At 55.2% G+C, this 16,531-nt stretch carries 9 protein-coding genes; 5 read left to right on the forward strand and 4 right to left on the reverse strand.

The window, feature by feature from the left end:
* Nucleotides 1–17: 17 nt before the first annotated feature.
* A complete protein-coding gene (locus tag JHU38_RS00640) occupies nt 18–2,996 on the reverse strand; it encodes a SusC/RagA family TonB-linked outer membrane protein (RefSeq protein WP_107581523.1) in 2,979 nt (992 codons plus the stop codon).
* A gap of 192 nt (nt 2,997–3,188) precedes the next feature.
* On the opposite strand from JHU38_RS00640, the gene JHU38_RS00645 reads away from it, so the two are divergent.
* Both JHU38_RS00645 and JHU38_RS00650 read left to right on the forward strand, forming a co-directional pair.
* Complete coding sequence (locus JHU38_RS00645; protein WP_107581522.1) at nt 3,189–6,557, forward strand: two-component regulator propeller domain-containing protein; 3,369 nt, start codon at nt 3,189–3,191, stop codon at nt 6,555–6,557.
* Between the two features lie 109 nt (nt 6,558–6,666).
* Nucleotides 6,667–8,751, forward strand: a complete 2,085-nt coding sequence (locus JHU38_RS00650) for a TonB-dependent receptor (protein ID WP_107581521.1) — start codon at nt 6,667–6,669, stop codon at nt 8,749–8,751.
* Between the two features lie 586 nt (nt 8,752–9,337).
* Here JHU38_RS00650 and JHU38_RS00655 read toward each other — a convergent pair.
* Nucleotides 9,338–9,487, reverse strand: coding sequence for a hypothetical protein (locus JHU38_RS00655; protein WP_158267287.1), 150 nt, complete (start codon nt 9,485–9,487; stop codon nt 9,338–9,340).
* Between the two features lie 351 nt (nt 9,488–9,838).
* Here JHU38_RS00655 and JHU38_RS00660 point away from each other — a divergent pair, with 351 nt between their 5' ends.
* From JHU38_RS00660 to JHU38_RS00670, 3 genes are all read left to right on the forward strand, one after another.
* Entirely contained in the window at nt 9,839–11,065 is a 1,227-nt protein-coding gene (locus JHU38_RS00660; RefSeq protein WP_107581520.1) for a nucleoside recognition domain-containing protein, read from the forward strand.
* 177 nt (nt 11,066–11,242) lie between these two features.
* A complete protein-coding gene (locus tag JHU38_RS00665) occupies nt 11,243–12,733 on the forward strand; it encodes a polysaccharide biosynthesis C-terminal domain-containing protein (protein ID WP_107581519.1) in 1,491 nt (496 codons plus the stop codon).
* 148 nt (nt 12,734–12,881) lie between these two features.
* Nucleotides 12,882–15,005, forward strand: a complete 2,124-nt coding sequence (locus JHU38_RS00670) for a S46 family peptidase (protein WP_107581518.1) — start codon at nt 12,882–12,884, stop codon at nt 15,003–15,005.
* A gap of 103 nt (nt 15,006–15,108) precedes the next feature.
* On the opposite strand, the gene JHU38_RS00675 is transcribed toward JHU38_RS00670, so the two are convergent.
* Complete coding sequence (locus JHU38_RS00675; protein ID WP_107581517.1) at nt 15,109–15,660, reverse strand: MptD family putative ECF transporter S component; 552 nt, start codon at nt 15,658–15,660, stop codon at nt 15,109–15,111.
* Nucleotides 15,661–15,960: 300 nt separating this feature from the next.
* On the reverse strand, nt 15,961–16,527 hold the full coding sequence (gene ahpC / locus JHU38_RS00680; RefSeq protein WP_107581515.1) for an alkyl hydroperoxide reductase subunit C: 567 nt from the start codon (nt 16,525–16,527) through the stop codon (nt 15,961–15,963).
* Nucleotides 16,528–16,531 lie beyond the last annotated feature (4 nt).

The following is a 16,531-nucleotide window of genomic DNA, read 5'->3' on the forward strand; positions in this document are numbered from 1 at the left end:
TATGAAGGTTTGGCGGGTTAGAACTCAAGCCCCAGCGTGAGCGAGAAGACGCGGGGACGGGGATAGACGGTCATATCGATGCCGCCGGCGCACTCCGGACCCACACCCGTGTACTTGGTAATGGTGAATACGTTCTGCACCATGGCCGACGCGTTCAGGCTGAACCACTTCGAGATTCGGCCGAAGTTGTAGGCCAGCTGGATATTGTCCATCTTGAGGAAAGAAGCGTTCTCCACGTAATAGTCGGACTCGTGCTGCCGTTTCCTGAACCCCGTGTCGAGATAGCTGGCGTGCAGGCGGTTGAGCTGGTAGCTGTTGTACGACATTGTTTCCCACGCGCCGGTATTCATCGCCATGCCGTTGTAGAGGTAGTTGCCCACATTGGCCCGCAGCGAGGTGGCGACGGTCCACTTCTTGTAGCTGAACGACGTGGTGAAACCGAAGATCCAGGTGGGTGCCGGCGAGTGATAGTGATACAGGTCACGGCTGTCCACGGAGCCGTCGCCGTTGAGATCGGCGTAGAGTCCTTCGATGGGTCGGCCTGTCTTTTCGTCGTATATCTGCTTGTAGACGTAGTAGCTGTAGGGCGCGTAGCCCTCGGAGAGCACCTGGACGTAGTGCGACTCGATGGCGCCGACCGGCGTATTGGGCGACTGGGCGGCGGCGTTGAGGCGAAGGTTGGTTATCTTCGTGTGTTGGTAAGTGGCGTTGAAGCCCAGGTCCCAGGTGTAGTTCTCGGTCTTGACGGGCGTGGCCTTCAGTGAGAACTCGACGCCGCTACTACTGATGTTGCCCACGTTGGAGAGTATTTGCTTATCGAAATTGGTGCCGGCCGCTACGGGAACGGTGGCCAGCAGATCTTCGGTCTTACGGCGGTAGTAGTCGACGGAGCCCGACAAACGGTCGCCCCGGAGACCGAAGTCAAGACCTATATTGAAAGAGCGCGTGGTCTCCCATTTCAGATTGGCGTTGTAGGCGGAAGGCCGGTAGGTAGCGATAGGCTTGCCGCCGAACATGTAGTGGGCGCCGCTTTGGCTCAAGGTATAGAGCGGAAAGTAGCCGTAGTTGGCTATTCCGTCCTGCTGTCCCGTGACGCCGTAGCTGGCCCGGAGCTTCAAGTTGTCGACTACGCGCCGCAACGGTTCGAAGAACGGCTCTTCGTGGACGCGCCAACCCAGAGCCAGCGAGGGGAAAGTGCCCCAGCGGTTGGCCTTGCCGAAGCGGGAAGAACCATCACGGCGGAGACTGAAACTCAGAAGATAGCGCGACGCGAGGGAGTAGTTCAGGCGCCCGTAGTACGACAGCAGCACGTGACGTTGGTCGTCGGCAGCCGACGCGGCCTGCTGTTCCTGCGGATCGGCGGCATTCAGTTCGCGATAGGCGGCATTGGTATATTTCCAGTACTGGTAGTCGTAGCCCACGGTGACGTCGACGTTGCTCTTAATGGTTTCAAAGTATTTGTTGTAGTTGAAGTAGACCGTCGCGAGGCGGTTGGTGTTCTTCTGTGGCCCGTAGTCGTAGTCGCGGCCCTTGGTCAGGTAGTACTGGTAGGCTGCCGCGGGCACGTAGATGTGGCCTTCGCCCCGCGAGTTGTCGAGTCCCACGGTGACATGGGCATGCAGTTCGGGCAGGAAGTGCAGGCTGTAGTCGGCATCGAGGCTTCCCACGTAGCGCCAGACATCGCTCGTGGAGCGGTAGTTGCAGAGCAGTCCCAGCGGATTGCCCGTGGCTCCGGTGATGGGCACGCCGGCAGCGTCGGCCGCCTCTTCGTATCCAAGGAACGCTTCGCGGCCCGAGTGAACCGGCGAGAAGGGACTGCGCGTGGCCGCCGACCAGATGGCGTCGGTATTGGCGAAGCGGTTATCGCTGCGTGTGGCCTTGGCGTTGACCACTAATTTCAGGTGATTGTCGAGCAGTGAGGGCGAGAGGGTGAGGCTTCCGGTATAGCGAGTCACGTTGTCGGTGCGCAGAATGCCGTCCTGATTGCTGTATCCGAGCGACAGACGATAGGGCAAAAGACCGGCCAACTGCCCGGATATACCTATATTATTGTCGGTAGCGAAAGCCTTCTTGTAGATCACGTCGTTCCAATCGGTATTGATGTCGGCGTTGATCAGTGCCTTCTGGGCGTCGGAACCTTGCGCGTTCACCAAGCCGAACATTTCGTCGCGCGCCATCATATCGGGTGTTCTGGTCTTGTATGCCACCGAATTGGTGGTGGAAAAGCTGATCCACGGGCGCTTGGTAGCCGTGCCTTTCTTGGTCGTGATGAGGATCACGCCATTGGAAGCGCGCGATCCGTAGATGGCTGTGGAAGCCGCATCCTTCAATATTGTCATGCTCTCGATGTCGTTGGGATTGATCAGCGATAGGAAGTTGCCGCTGCCACTGACGCTCGCGCCCACCTCCATGGGTACGCCGTCGAGCACGATAAGCGGGTCGTTGCTGGCGTTGAGCGACGCTCCGCCGCGAATGCGGATGGTACTTCCAGCCGAAGGCGAACCGCCGCCGCTGACAATCTGCACGCCGCTCACCTTACCATTGATGAGCTGTTCGGGCGAGTTGACGACTCCCTGGTTGAAGTCTTTACCGCTGACGCTGCTCACCGAACCCGTGAGATCGCTCTTGCGCTGCACGCCGTAGCCGATAACGACCACCTCACCGAGCGACCGCTGGTCGGACTCGAGCTTCACATCGAGGCGCGTTCCCGCGATGGCGACGGTCTTTGACGTATAGCCCACATAGCTGAACGTGAGTCGGCGCGTGCCTTCGGGCACGCTGATTCTGAAGTTTCCGTTGAAGTCGGTTACGGCTCCCGCGCCGTTTCGACCGGTCGAAACGGTCGCGCCGATGAGCGGTTCACCATCGGCCGCGTCGGTCACAGTCCCCGTGACAGTCTTGTTTTGCGCGGCCGCCGACAGCGAAAATATCGTCAGCAGGGCCACGAGAGGCTGTAGAAACCTCGTTCGGGATAGATTCTTTAAGTTGGTGTTCATTTGTTAAAAGGTATTTGGATTTGATAGTTTGTCGATTTTCGGAGGCAAAGATACGGTTTGAAAACAAGAGGGAGAGAAACATATCGGACAAAGGAAAATACAAAACAGACAATTAATCTTAACGAGGTTACAAAAAGGACAAAGGCCCGTCTAAAATGTGTATCTTTGCCCTTGTCACGTCAATCTTTCGTTATGAAAAGTCTTTCGCGCCACGTTTTTTTATTCATAGCCCTGTGGTTTTCCGGCTTGATGGAAGCCGGGGGCACGCAACCGTATTTCAACAACATTCAGCCGGAGGGCGCGTCGACCGTCTGCAGTTTTGCCCACGACCGACAGGGAATGGTATGGCTGGGCACCGAAAGCGGTCTTTACAGCTACGACGGCTACCGTTGCTACCCCCATTTCGACGGCCACTCGCCCTATCGTTGCCGCGTACACAGCCTTGTGGCACACAGAAATTTGCTTTACCTGGGTTCCGAGAACGGGCTTTTCGTCTTCGACACCGCCGCCGGCAACTACCGTCCGTCTCCGCGCCGCTCACCCAAAGACATACGGGCCATGGCCCTCCACGGGCGAAAACTACTGCTCGGCACCTCCGACGGCCTGTACGAATACGATGTTCGACAAGAAACCTTCCGGTCAGTGGCCCTCCGTGGGCAGGCCGTTTACGCGCTTTTGCCGTCTCCTCACGGCCTTTTGATAGGCTCACTGCAAGGGCTGTATATATTAAAAGGTGGCGGAATACGGCGTCTGGCCGTCACCCACGGGCGTCAGCCGCTGGTCAACGCGCTGGCTTTTGACGGTCGCCGTGGTCGCTATTGGATCGGAACGGAGGGCGCGTTGTATCACACCGACCTCAAGGAAATCGTGCCATTGGCTCCACTTCACGGCAATTCCATCAAGGCCTTGGCCGTCAGGCAAGGGGGTGACGTATGGATCGGTACCGACGACGGACTCTTTGTCTACGCCCTTGACGGCTCCGTCAGCCGCCTCGTCCATGACGCCCGGTCGGCCTCCAGCTTAGCCAACAACATCGTCTGGGCGCTCGACGCCGACAGTCGGGGCAACGTGTGGGTCGGCACCGACAACGGGTTGTCGTTCCACAAGGGCGGTTCGGCGTTCGTCTATACGCCTTTGGCCGACGTGACGGGCAGCGGCGACGGTAACAGCCTGCACAACATCTATCGTCAGACCGACGGAACGATGTGGATGGGAGGCACGAATGGACTGTTGCGTTTCCGACCGACGTTCGCCGGTTACAGCGACGTGGCGTGGTATCGGCAAAATTCCACCCGTTTTCCGCTGTCCCACAATCGTGTGCGCTCGGTCTTTCAAGACGCTGACGGCGACATTTGGGTGGCCACCGACCATGGCATCAACTACTACGATCGGCAACGACAACAGTTCCGCAACTTCGTGTTGACCGAGCCTACGGGTCACTACAACTCCAATTGGGCCTACGATGTGCTGCTCGACGGGCGTGGACGCCTGTGGGTATCGGCCTATATGGGTGGTATCTTTATCATCGACAAGCGACGATTGCTCCGCTCCGAAGGTGTCGTCAGGGCCGATCATCACCTGGCCGGCGGCCCTCGGGAGTTGCGTGGCATTCATGTGGGACAGCTGGCGCAAGACCGTCGGGGACGCGTCTGGGCGATGGTTTACGACGAAGGACTCTGCCGCGTCGATCCACAGACGCTGCGCCCGGACAGCATGATCGGTCGGCCGTCGTTCAGCTACGTCACCACCGACGGGCGGGGCAACGTGTGGGCAGGCTATGACGGCGGCGTGCTGCGCGTCGACGCGGACGGGACAAGCCCTGTGGACATCCGTTTCAACGACGGAATCGGCAAGCGTAGTGTCACCACCATGGCCGACGTAGCGGGACGTATGTATGTTTTCAGCGGATCGGTGTGCCGCGTCATCCACGACGGAAAGATAGAACGCCACTTCATCGTGCCCCTGCTATCGGCTGTTACGTCGCTTTACGTGCCCGCCACCCGAAGTCTTTACATCGGCGGAAACGATGGTTTTGTCACGCTCTCGGCTCCCGTTCCATCGACCCGCATGCCCTCCGATCGCCTCTTTCTGACGTCGCTGCTCGTCAACGGGCGGGAATACGCGGGCGGACGGCAGGCAGTTCTCTCCGAAAGTAGCGTCAAGCTACGCAGCCGCGACAATAATCTCAGCTTCCGATTCACCGACCTGCCCTATGCCGGCGGCCTGCGTTCGCTCTACGTCTATCGGCTCGAAGGCATTGACCGGGCGTGGCATGACCTCGACAACCTGGCCGAAGCTGTTACCTACAACGGACTGCCCCACGGTCGCTATCGGCTTTTGGTGCGCAATATCGACGCGCCTTCGCAACGCTATGCCTACACGCTCGACATCCGAATCAAGGCTCCATGGTATCTCACACTGTGGGCCAAGCTGGTCTATCTGCTGCTGGCAATGGGCGCAGGGCTTTGGGTGATGAACTTCTACGCCATGCGAAAAAACCTTCGGCAGGAGCAAACGGCGCGCCGCCGGCTGCTGGAACAGAGCCACGCCCGGGCCACTTTCTTCGCCCTTCTGTCCGAACGTCTGAAGCAACCGCTGGCCCATATTCTGGCGCCTGTCTATCAACTGCTGGCCGCCGACCGCGGCGACGAGCTGCTGGAAGACATCCGCAGCAACGCCACCGCCCTCAATCGGATGATTTACGAGTCGCTTGACAGTGACGGCGAGGCTGCCGAAACGCGGCAGCAGCCCTTCCCGACCCCTGTCGACGTGGTGACCTATCTGCGTCGTGTGGTGGCACGGCGCAAGGCGGAGAAGCAAGCGGGACCATTGCGGCTCGACACCGACGTCGCTTCGCTGACCGTCTGTGTCGACATCGTGCGGTGGGATATCGTCGTTCAGACACTCGTCGATTTTGTCGGAAGCCACGCCCAACCCACCGGCGAGACCGTCATTACCTTGCGCAGCGACTTGGAAAAGCAAAGGCTGACACTGACGATAGGCAACGGAACGCTCCATATCGGCGACATCGAGCGCAACCAGCTCTTCATGCTCTATGCCGCGTCGGCCGACAACGAGCCACCCGCCTACACGGGACTGTTCGTCATCAGGCAATACGTAGAGACGAGTAAGGGCAGTCTCACCTTGGATCAGGGCGGTTCGGGGAGCTGGCATTTCCGTGTCGTGCTGCCCATCGACAACCATCGGACGGCGTCGCTTCCCGACAGGCAGCCCGTCGCCGACAAGCTCTTCGCCCAGGCCACGGCCGTCATCGAGACCCATATTGCCGACGCCGATTTCAACGTGACAGGCCTTCAGGCCGCCTTGGGCGTGGGCGACAAGTTCCTCTATCGCAAGATCAAGCAGCAGTCGGGCATGTCGCCCGTCGAATACATCCGCAACATCCGCATGCGCAAGGCGTCATTGCTGTTGCGTGAAGGCAAGTACAGCATATCGGAAGTGATGTTCATGGTGGGTTTCAGCAATCCGGGCTACTTCTCCAAATGCTTCCAACGGGCCTACGGCATGACGCCCACGGAATACCTGAAACGGCAAGGTTGAGACGCGATCACCTTTCAAAAGCGCCCTTTTACGACGTACTTCAACTTTTTTTATTATCTTTGCACTCGCCTTGCGCAGGAAGCAAGGCGTTTTTTTATTATTTTATTTTATGTACAAAACGATTTTCAACAAGCGCGGTAGCTTGCGGTTCAAGCAGTTCTCGAACCACGGCTACGCTCTCTTCTCATGCTTAGGCAGAGAGGTTCTCGTCGGCACGTTGAGCGTTGCTACGTTGACCTACGCGAAGGCCGACGGCATCAGCAACGACATGGCCAAGGTGACCTCTGACTCTGTTTACAGCTGGCAGAAGACGCTCGACGAGGTGCAGGTCACCGGTTCAAGGGCGCCGCTGACCCTTAGTCAGCAAGCGAGAATGGTAACTGTACTGAGCCGCGAGGACATTCAAGCGGCACCGGTGCAAAGTGTTAACGATCTGTTGAAGTACGCCGTAGGCGTCGATGTCAGACAACGAGGGGCCATCGGTGCCCAAACCGACATCAGCGTGCGCGGTGGCAACCACGAACAGATCACGGTTTTGCTTAACGGCATCAACATCTGCGACCCGCAGACGGGCCACAATGTGGCTGATTTCCCTGTCGATATCAGTGAGATTGAGCGCATCGAAGTGTTGGAAGGGCCGGCCGCACGGGTCTACGGAACGTCGTCGTTGCTGGGTGCTATCAACATTGTGACGAAGACGCCACGGCAATCGGGGCTCTCGGTCCATGCCGAAGGGGGCAGCTTTGGCTATCTCAGCGTAGGCGGAAGGGCCAATATGGCACGAGGAAAGTGGAACAACCAGCTATCGGCAGGGTATGCCCGCAGCGATGGTTACACCCGCAATAAGCAAGGAAAGCTCAACACCGACTATGAAAGAACGCGAGCTTTCTACCAAGGCAATTACACCGATGACGACCTGATCGTCAGCTGGCACGCCGGCATGAGCCTGAAGGATTTCGGTTCGAGCACGTTTTACAGTCCGAAATTCGACAATCAGTTTGAACATACTTTCAAGAGTTTCACCGCCCTGCAGGCCGAAACGCGCCACGGACGGGTTCGCTTCCGCCCTGCTGTTTACTGGAACCACCAGTACGACCGCTTTGAGTTGCTGCGTGGCGACGACGCCCGGACGGGCAAAATCCCATTCAATTATCACCGCACCGACGTGATGGGTGTCAACCTCAACGCCTATGTGGACTGGTCATTGGGCCGCACGGCCGTGGCCGCCGAGCTGCGCAACGAAGACCTTGTCAGCACGAATCTGGGCGAACCGCTGCACCAGCCGCGCCCGATACATGGCACCGGCCGCCTATACAAGAAGGGATTGAACCGCACCGGCACGCAGTTTATTCTGGAACACAACGTGCTGCTCGACCGTCTGACGCTTTCGGGCGGCATCGTGGCGGCGAAAAATAGCTGGGGCGAACGGCCTATGCACGTCTATCCGAGCCTCGACGCCAGTCTGCGCGTGGCCGACGGACTGAAGGTTTACGCCAGTTACAACACGTCGCTGCGCATGCCTTCGGTGACGGAATTGTATTACAGCAAGGGCGGTCATTTGGCCGATCCCAACCTGAAGCCCGAAGAACTGGCCGCGCTGGAGGCCGGTGTGCGCTACGCTTCCAATGCCGTGACGGCGTCGGCGTCGGTCTTCCACAACCACCACACGAACCTTATCGACTGGATCAGTGACGGAACGAAGGACGAAACGGGCACGTTGGTGTGGAAATCGGTCAACTTCGGCAAGATCAACGCTGTGGGCCTGGAAGCACAGATGAAGCTCGATACATGGCAACTGCTGCGTGGCCAGCGACTGTTGCGCGAGTTGAGCCTCAGCTATTGCTATATCCAACAGCACCACGACGAGCCTTCCGACATCCAAAGTCTTTACGCCTTGGAGTATCTGAAGAACAAATTCGTAGCCAACGCGCGGCTGCAACTGTGGCGACAGCTCGAACTGAGCCTGCATTATCGGCTGCAACACCGCACCGGAAGCTATAAAGACCTCGCCGGCGAAAGCCATCGCTACGGCACCTACGGCCTGCTCGACGGCAAACTGCAGTGGACGACGCCCGCTTGGAACGTGTATTTGGAAGGCAACAACCTTACCTGTCGTAAGTTTGTCGACATAGGAAACGTGCCCCAGCCCGGCCTTTGGATCGTGGCGGGAGCAGCCATTCAGATGAATCTATAGAGGTTGTGAGGGTGGTGGGGTGGTGGGATGAATAGTTAGCATGGTCTCAGAAATCGATTCCGTTCGTTCAGATAGTCAGACTAAACATTCATCCTTACACCCCAACACCCTCACAACTCTTCCCGATTTATAAGACTGCAAATCCCTGAATTATCTTTACATATACCCTCAAAAAAGTGGCATTATTTTGAAAAAGAAAAGAGATGGGCGAAAATAAGCGATTGTAGAGCAAATTTATAAAACACTGATTATCAATACATTGTACTTTTAAGGGTGTTTTCCCTTCGCTTTTTTACCCTTAATCGTTATGCTTTCAGGCCGTCATCGCGGCCCTTTCATCAGCTAAAAGCTATGCTTTGGCCGTGTAATCGCTATGCTTTGAGCCGATAAAAGTATCACTTTGGGCATAAAAGGGTGTCGAAATTGGCAAAACGAAGGCCTTTTTCGGCGTGCCGCCACTTAGATGACGTGTTGCGGAAGTGTTAAAATCTGGTAGTTTTTTCTGACAAAAATCACGGAAGCGCTGAATCAATTTGTCCCCACAAATTATCCAGTGAGCCGAAACTTTTTCATACTTTGAGTAATTTTAATAAGAAAGTGTTAGTATTGAAAAACCTAAACTCTTTAAAATCAACCTTCCCCAATGCTCAATCTCCACACAAAATATAATATCAAGCAGCCAATTTAACACACCAAAAGCAACAGCTAATATTACAAAAATCTTTATGGTCTTCATTTGGTTATTATAAAAGTTTAATGTTGCTAATATAATATGTTATTTTAAATTTATAAGAATTTTACCATAAATAATGATAATTATTAACTTAAATATTACAATTAACAACGTTGCGAAAGATTATTTCAAGTTAAAAGCTTGAAAAACGTTTTTCATCCAAAGGTTATCCTTTAGATAAGAGTAATTAGATTTATCTATTCTAAAAGTTTTTTACTTAACCTTTAGGCTCAAAGCAAATCATCAAGACCTACCTTCCACCACCCCTCCACCCTCACAACTCCCCCCTATTTAACTTCTTTAACTCATTAACACCCTAAACTTGCGCCATTTAGCTTAACTTTGCGTCTGATTATGGTGTTAAACTACATTTGGATTGCGTTTTTTATCATCGCTTTTATCTTTGCGGTCATCGGACTGTTGATGGGCGACACGACCGTCTTTCAGAAGATTGTCGATTCCACTTTCGATTCTTCGAAGACGGCATTCGAGACTTCCCTGGGCCTGACAGGCGTACTGGCACTGTGGCTCGGTATCATGAAAATCGGCGAAAAGGCCGGAGCCGTCAACGCGTTGGCCCGCATGCTCAGCCCGGTGTTCACCAAACTCTTCCCCGACATTCCCAAAAACCACCCCGCCATGGGTTCCATGTTCATGAATATAGCGTCGAACATACTGGGACTCGACAACGCCGCCACGCCGACGGGACTGAAAGCGATGGCCCAGTTGCAGGAACTCAACCCGAAAAAGGACACCGCCACCAACCCCATGATCATGTTTTTGGTGCTCAACACCAGCGGACTGACCATCATTCCGACCACCATTCTGGCTTTCCGTGCGTCGTATGGCGCGGCCATGCCCACCGATGTATTCATCCCCATCTTGCTTTCCACCACCATTGCCACGCTGGCCGGCATCGTGCTGACGCTGCTGTGGCAGAAGACGAGCCTGCTCCAACCGGCCCTCTTGGCCACTTTGGGCGGTATCGTGGCTTTCGTGGGACTGCTCATCTGGGGCTTCGGACGGATGGACAAAGACACGATGGGCACGGTGACGAGCGTCGCGAGCAACCTAATTCTGTTGGGCGTAATCGTCGCTTTCATCTTAGCGGGACTGTGGAAGCGCGTCAACGTATACGACGCTTTCATCGAAGGAGCCAAGGAAGGCTTCACGACTGCCGTACGCATCATCCCCTATCTCGTGGCCATCCTCGTGGCGGTGGGCGTCTTCCGGGCGTCGGGCGCGATGGATATGCTCATCGGCGACATTCGCCGGGGCGTGGAACTGCTGGGGCTGAACGGCGATTTCGTGGGCGGTCTGCCCACGGCTTTCATGAAACCGCTGAGCGGTAGCGGCGCCAGAGGCATGATGCTCGAAGCCATGAAGACCTACGGCGCCGACAGTTTTGTGGGCCGTCTGAGCTGCATTCTGCAAGGCTCGACCGACACCACCTTCTATATCCTGGCCGTATATTTCGGCAGCGTCAGTATTAAATACACGCGCCACGCCGTGGCCTGCGGACTGCTGGCCGACCTCATCGGTACGATTAGCGCCATCACGATATGCTACATCTTCTTCTAAATACAGGTATTGATGGGGTGTCAGGGTGTTGTGTTGTCGGGATGAATGATTAGCCTTGCTATGTGATTCTTCACACTTCACTTAAAATCAGTTTGATTCTTCACCCTTCGTTCTTCACGATTCACTTAAAATCAGTTTGATTCTTCACGCTGCGTTCTTCACACTTCACTTAAAACTATGGCAAATCTGAAGCCTCTATTGAAAGATACCGCCATCTATGGTATCAGCAGCATTGCTGCCAGGTTCATCAACTACCTGCTCGTGCCCATCGAATCGTACTCGTGGGTGGCCAGCGGCGGCCAGTACGGCATCATCACCAACGTCTATTCCTATATCGGAATCCTCATCATCGCCCTCACTTTCGGCATGGAGACCACCTTCTTCCGCTTTGCCAACAAGGAAGGAGAGGACGCCCGCATGGTCTATTCCACCGCTTTGCGCATGGTGGGAGCCGTCGCTTTGGCCTTCGCCGTGCTTGTTATTCTCTTTCTGAAGCCCATTGCCACGTTCATAGGCTACGGCGATCATCCTTGGTATATCGGCTCTATGGCCATCTGTGTGGCCATCGACGCGTGGTCGTGTATCATGTTCGACTACCTGCGCTACCAACACCGCCCCGTCAAGTTTGCCACACTGAAGTGCCTCAACATCGCTATCAACGTGGCCCTCGTGGCTCTTTTCCTCATCGTTTTCCCCTTCCTGCGCGTCAACGCGTTCGGCATTTACGACGCCAACTTCATACCCGACGTGGGCATTGTGTTCTATCTCAACCTCGTGGTGAGCGTCATCACGGCCCTGCTTTTGCTCAAGGAGATGAAGGGAATCACCTTCGGCTTCGACCGGGCGATGTGCCGCCGCATGCTCTCCTACACGTGGCCCATGCTCATTCTCGGCATCGCGGGGCAGCTAAACCAGAGCGCCTCGACGCTCATCTTCCCCTATTTCTACAACGGCAGCATGCAGGAGGCCCGTGCGCAGCTGGGTATCTACGGCAGCACCATCAAGATCGCAATGATCATGGTCATCATCACGCAGGCCTTCCGCTTCGCCTACGAGCCGTTCGTCTTTGCCAACAAGAGCGCCGACAAGAAAGAAACGTATGCCAAGGTGATGAAATACTACATCATCTTTACGCTGCTGGCCTTTCTCTGCGTCATCGGCTACATGGATATTCTGCGCCACGTGGTGGCCCCCGACTACTGGGAAGGACTGAAAGTTATCCCCATCGTGATGGCCGCCGAAATCATGTTCGGCGTCTATTTCAACCTCAGCTTCTGGTACAAGCTGACCGACCGCACCATCTGGGGCGCCTATTTCTCGGGCTTGGGCTGCGTGGTACTGTTGATTATCGACGTGCTGCTCATCCCGCGGTTCAGCTACATGGCCTGTGCCTGGGCCGGTTTCGCGGCCTATGGCGTCAGCATGGTGGCCAGCTACGTGTTCGGACAGAAATATTATCCCGTGAACTATCCGCTGAAAGATATCTTCCTTTACGTGGTTCTGGCCGCGGCGCTCTTCTTAGGCATGATCTTTGCCAACCGCCAATGGGGCTCATGGCCGGCCATGGGCTTCAATACGATACTGATAATGCTGTTCGCCGGTGTCATCGTCAAACGCGACATTCCGCTCGGCAGTTTGCCCGTCATCGGCAGAAGGTTCCGCAAGTAGTTTGCGAAAGCTATGCTTTTAGCTCCTAATAGTTACCCTTTTAGCCGATGAAAGCTATGCTTTTAGGCGCTAAAAGCATAGCTTTCGCAAACCCGTTTGTCACACTTCATTTTCAACCCACCGATCATTCATTTTTAAAACATAGACTATGAGAAAATCAAGAGTAACCCTTTTCTTACTTTCTTCCCTTTTTTCTTTCCTGCCGTCTCATGCCGACGAAGGCATGTGGACGCTCTACAACCTGCCGCAAGCCGTGTATGAGCAGATGCGGACGGAAGGTTTCAAGTTGCCCTACGACGACCTCTATCACGGCAAAGACGCCATCAAGAACGCCGTGGTCAACTTCTCGGGCCATTGCTCGGGCGTCGTGGTGAGTCCCGACGGACTGGTCTTCACCAACCATCACTGCGGCTTCGAGGGCATTCGCAGCCATTCGACGGTGGAACACGACTATATGCTCAACGGCTTCGTGGCCCAAAGCTATGCCGAGGAGCTACCGAACGAGAACATGTTCGTCAGTTTCATGGTGGAACAGAAGGACATCACGCCCGAGTTAGACAAGCTGGGCTTCAACGTGCTGTCGAAAGAGCGACAGGCCTTTCTGGTCGACTCGCTCGAAAACGCGCTGACCCGCGAGGCCCGAAAGCGTGACAAGAGCTATCACGTGAACGTGGACGCCTTCTACGAGGGTAACAAATTCTACGCCACGACGTATCAGGACTTCAACGACCTGCGCTTAGTGTTCGCCGTTCCCAAGTCGATGGGCAAGTTCGGCGGCGAGACCGACAACTGGATGTGGCCCCGCCAGACGTGCGACTTCAGCGTGTTCCGCGTCTATGCCGACCCCAAGACCAACGGACCGGCCGACTACAGCAAGGACAACGTGCCCTACCGGCCGAAGCATTGGGCACAGGTGAGCCTGCAGGGCTACAAGGACGGCGACTTCGCCATGACCATGGGCTATCCCGGCAGCACCAGCCGCTACCTCTCCAGCTATGGTATCCGCGAGATGCGCGACGCCCAAAATGCGCCACGGGCACAGGTGAGGGGCGTGAAACAGGAGGTGATGACGCGCCACATGCGGGCCGACGAGGCCGTCAGAATCAAGTATGACTCGAAATTCGCCCAGAGCGCCAACTACTGGAAGAACTCAATCGGCATGAACAAGTGTATCGACTCCATCGGCATCATCAACCAGAAGAAAGCCTATGAAGACCGTATCGCGGCCTGGCAGGACAGCACCGGCTTTCTCAAGGGCAAGCTCGACTTCGACAAGACGCGCCGGTTCTACGCCCAACGGTTCGACATCATGCGCAACCTCACGTACTTCAACGAGACCTTCCGCCGCACGAGCGAGTTCGCTACCCGTGCCGCCAAGCTCGACCGAATAGAGGTGCAAGGACCCGAAAAGAATCCGAAGAAACAGTATATCCTGTTCAAGGACAACAGTGGAGAATGGGACGAGGCGCTCGACAAGGAGGTGATGGCCACGCTGCTCAAGAACTATCGTGCGCATGCCGACGCCGAATATCTGCCGGCTTTCTACAAGACCATCGACCGGAAGTTCGGCGACGACTACCAAGCCTATGTGGACTATCTCTATAAAAAGTCGTTTCTCATGAAGAGCGGCACGAAGATTTACGTCAACAAGAAGAGCTATAAGCAGGATCCCGGCGTGCAATTCGGACTGGATTTGCTGGAGACGCGAGGCGCGCTCGTGGCCGGCATGCGCGAATATGCCGACTCCATCGCCGACCAGGAACGCTGGCTCTGCGCCGCCAAGCTGCGTATGGAGGAAGACATGCCCCACTACAGCGACGCCAACTTCACCATGCGGCTCTCCTACGGACAGGTGGGTGGCTTCGACTTAGGCGGCCGTCCGTCGGGCTATTACACCACGGCCGAGAGCCTATTGGCCAAGATGAAGCAGGGCGACGCGGGCGTTTTCGACTACCGGGCCGAGCCCATCATGCACCAACTCATGAGCGCTACCGACTACGGACGCTACGCCGACAAGGCCAGTGGCAAGCTACAGCTGTGCTTCCTCACCAACAACGACATCACGGGAGGCAACTCAGGCAGCCCGATGTTCGACGGTCTGGGCCGACTCATCGGTCTGGCGTTCGACGGTAACTGGGACAGCCTGTCGAGCGACATCAACTTCGACAAGCGATTGGCCCGCTGCATCGGCGTCGACATCCGCTACGTGCTCTACATGATGGACAAGTGGGGCCATGCCGACCGCCTCATCAAGGAAATCAACGCACGATAGGCGTTGAAGTTAACAAGTTGACGAGTAGACGAGTAGACGAGTTGATAGTTTCCTTTCATTAGGCTTACTATCAACTCGTCTACTCGTCTACTCGTCAACTTGTCTACTTGCCAACTAAAACTCTTGCCAATCTGATTCCCACAAAGCCCAACAGCGCCGTGGCTCCTACCACAAAGGCAAAGCTCCAGGGAGACGACAGCGTAAGAATGACATTGGCATAGTCCTGCCCCATCTCTTCGATGGTAGCCTCGTAATAGTTTTGTGGATTTGTCCAAAGGGGAATAAACCAGGCGATGGGAGCCAATGCCAGGATGGGATAGGCCCAGAAAGAGCTTTCGGCCGTGTCGGTGCCCATCATCTGTCGTACCACATCGGACAGCACACCTACCATCACAGCGATGGTGGCCGTTTTCAAATCGATCTCTCCGCAAGCCAAGAAGAAAAGCACCACAGCTAACGACAACACGGTGGCCAGGCCGCTCTTGCGCCACCGGCGGGCCAACCACGCGTAAGAAAAGGCACACAGCAGCGAGGCCAAAATAGGACTGCCCACCCAGAAATAGGCAGAAAGAAAGCCTAAGAGCGACGCTCCCAGCACACTAAGTACATAAACAACGACAACACACACGATACCGATAATCGTCTTCTTTTCCATTTTAATAAACCGTTAAAGTGAAACATGGCGATATGTCATGCTTTTCATGCAGTCAAAAATAACAGGAAAAAACATGCAAAGCAATACCCAAAACAGGTGATTCACAGGGCAATACCATTCTTTTCAACGCCTCCCATCCCGCCGCGCTCATTCTTTCATCTTCCGATTTTAGAACTCATAATTGCCAGTTCGGGATTGAGGGCGTATGATTTATTCGGAGAATCTCATACAGGAGAAACGAAAAAGGAGACGTAATCTGCTCGATCACGTCTCCTCGGCTCTCTATTTCTTATCTTTGTATTATATTTTTCCTACCAGGTCGATACCGGGTTTGAGGGTCTTATCACCCTTCTTCCAGCGTGCGGGGCACACCTCGCCGTCGTGTTCAGCCACGAACTGGGCAGCCTCTACCTTGCGGACGAGTTCGTCGGCATTGCGACCGATACTGTTATCCTGTATCTCGGCCAACTTGATAAGACCTTCGGGATTTACGAGGAAGGTGCCGCGGTAAGCCACGCCCTCATCCTCCTTGTACACGCCGAAGCCACGACTCAACTGACCTGTGGGGTCACCCAGCATGGTGTAGTGTATTTTCTTGATGGTTTCGGAAGCGTCGTGCCATGCCTTGTGTACGAAATGAGTGTCGGTGCTCACCGAGAACACTTCCACGCCCATGCTTTTAAGCTGCTCGTAGTGATCGGCCAAGTCTTCCAACTCCGTAGGACATACGAAAGTGAAATCGGCGGGATAAAAGAAGAATAAAGCCCACTTGCCTTCAATGTCTTTACTACTTACGGTCTTGAAACTACCGTTCTGGAATGCCTGAACCTTGAATTCAGGCGCGTGCTGATTGATAATTGGTTCCATTATA

It is taken from the genome of Prevotella illustrans (genome assembly GCF_017426725.1).
Classification (GTDB): domain Bacteria; phylum Bacteroidota; class Bacteroidia; order Bacteroidales; family Bacteroidaceae; genus Prevotella; species Prevotella illustrans.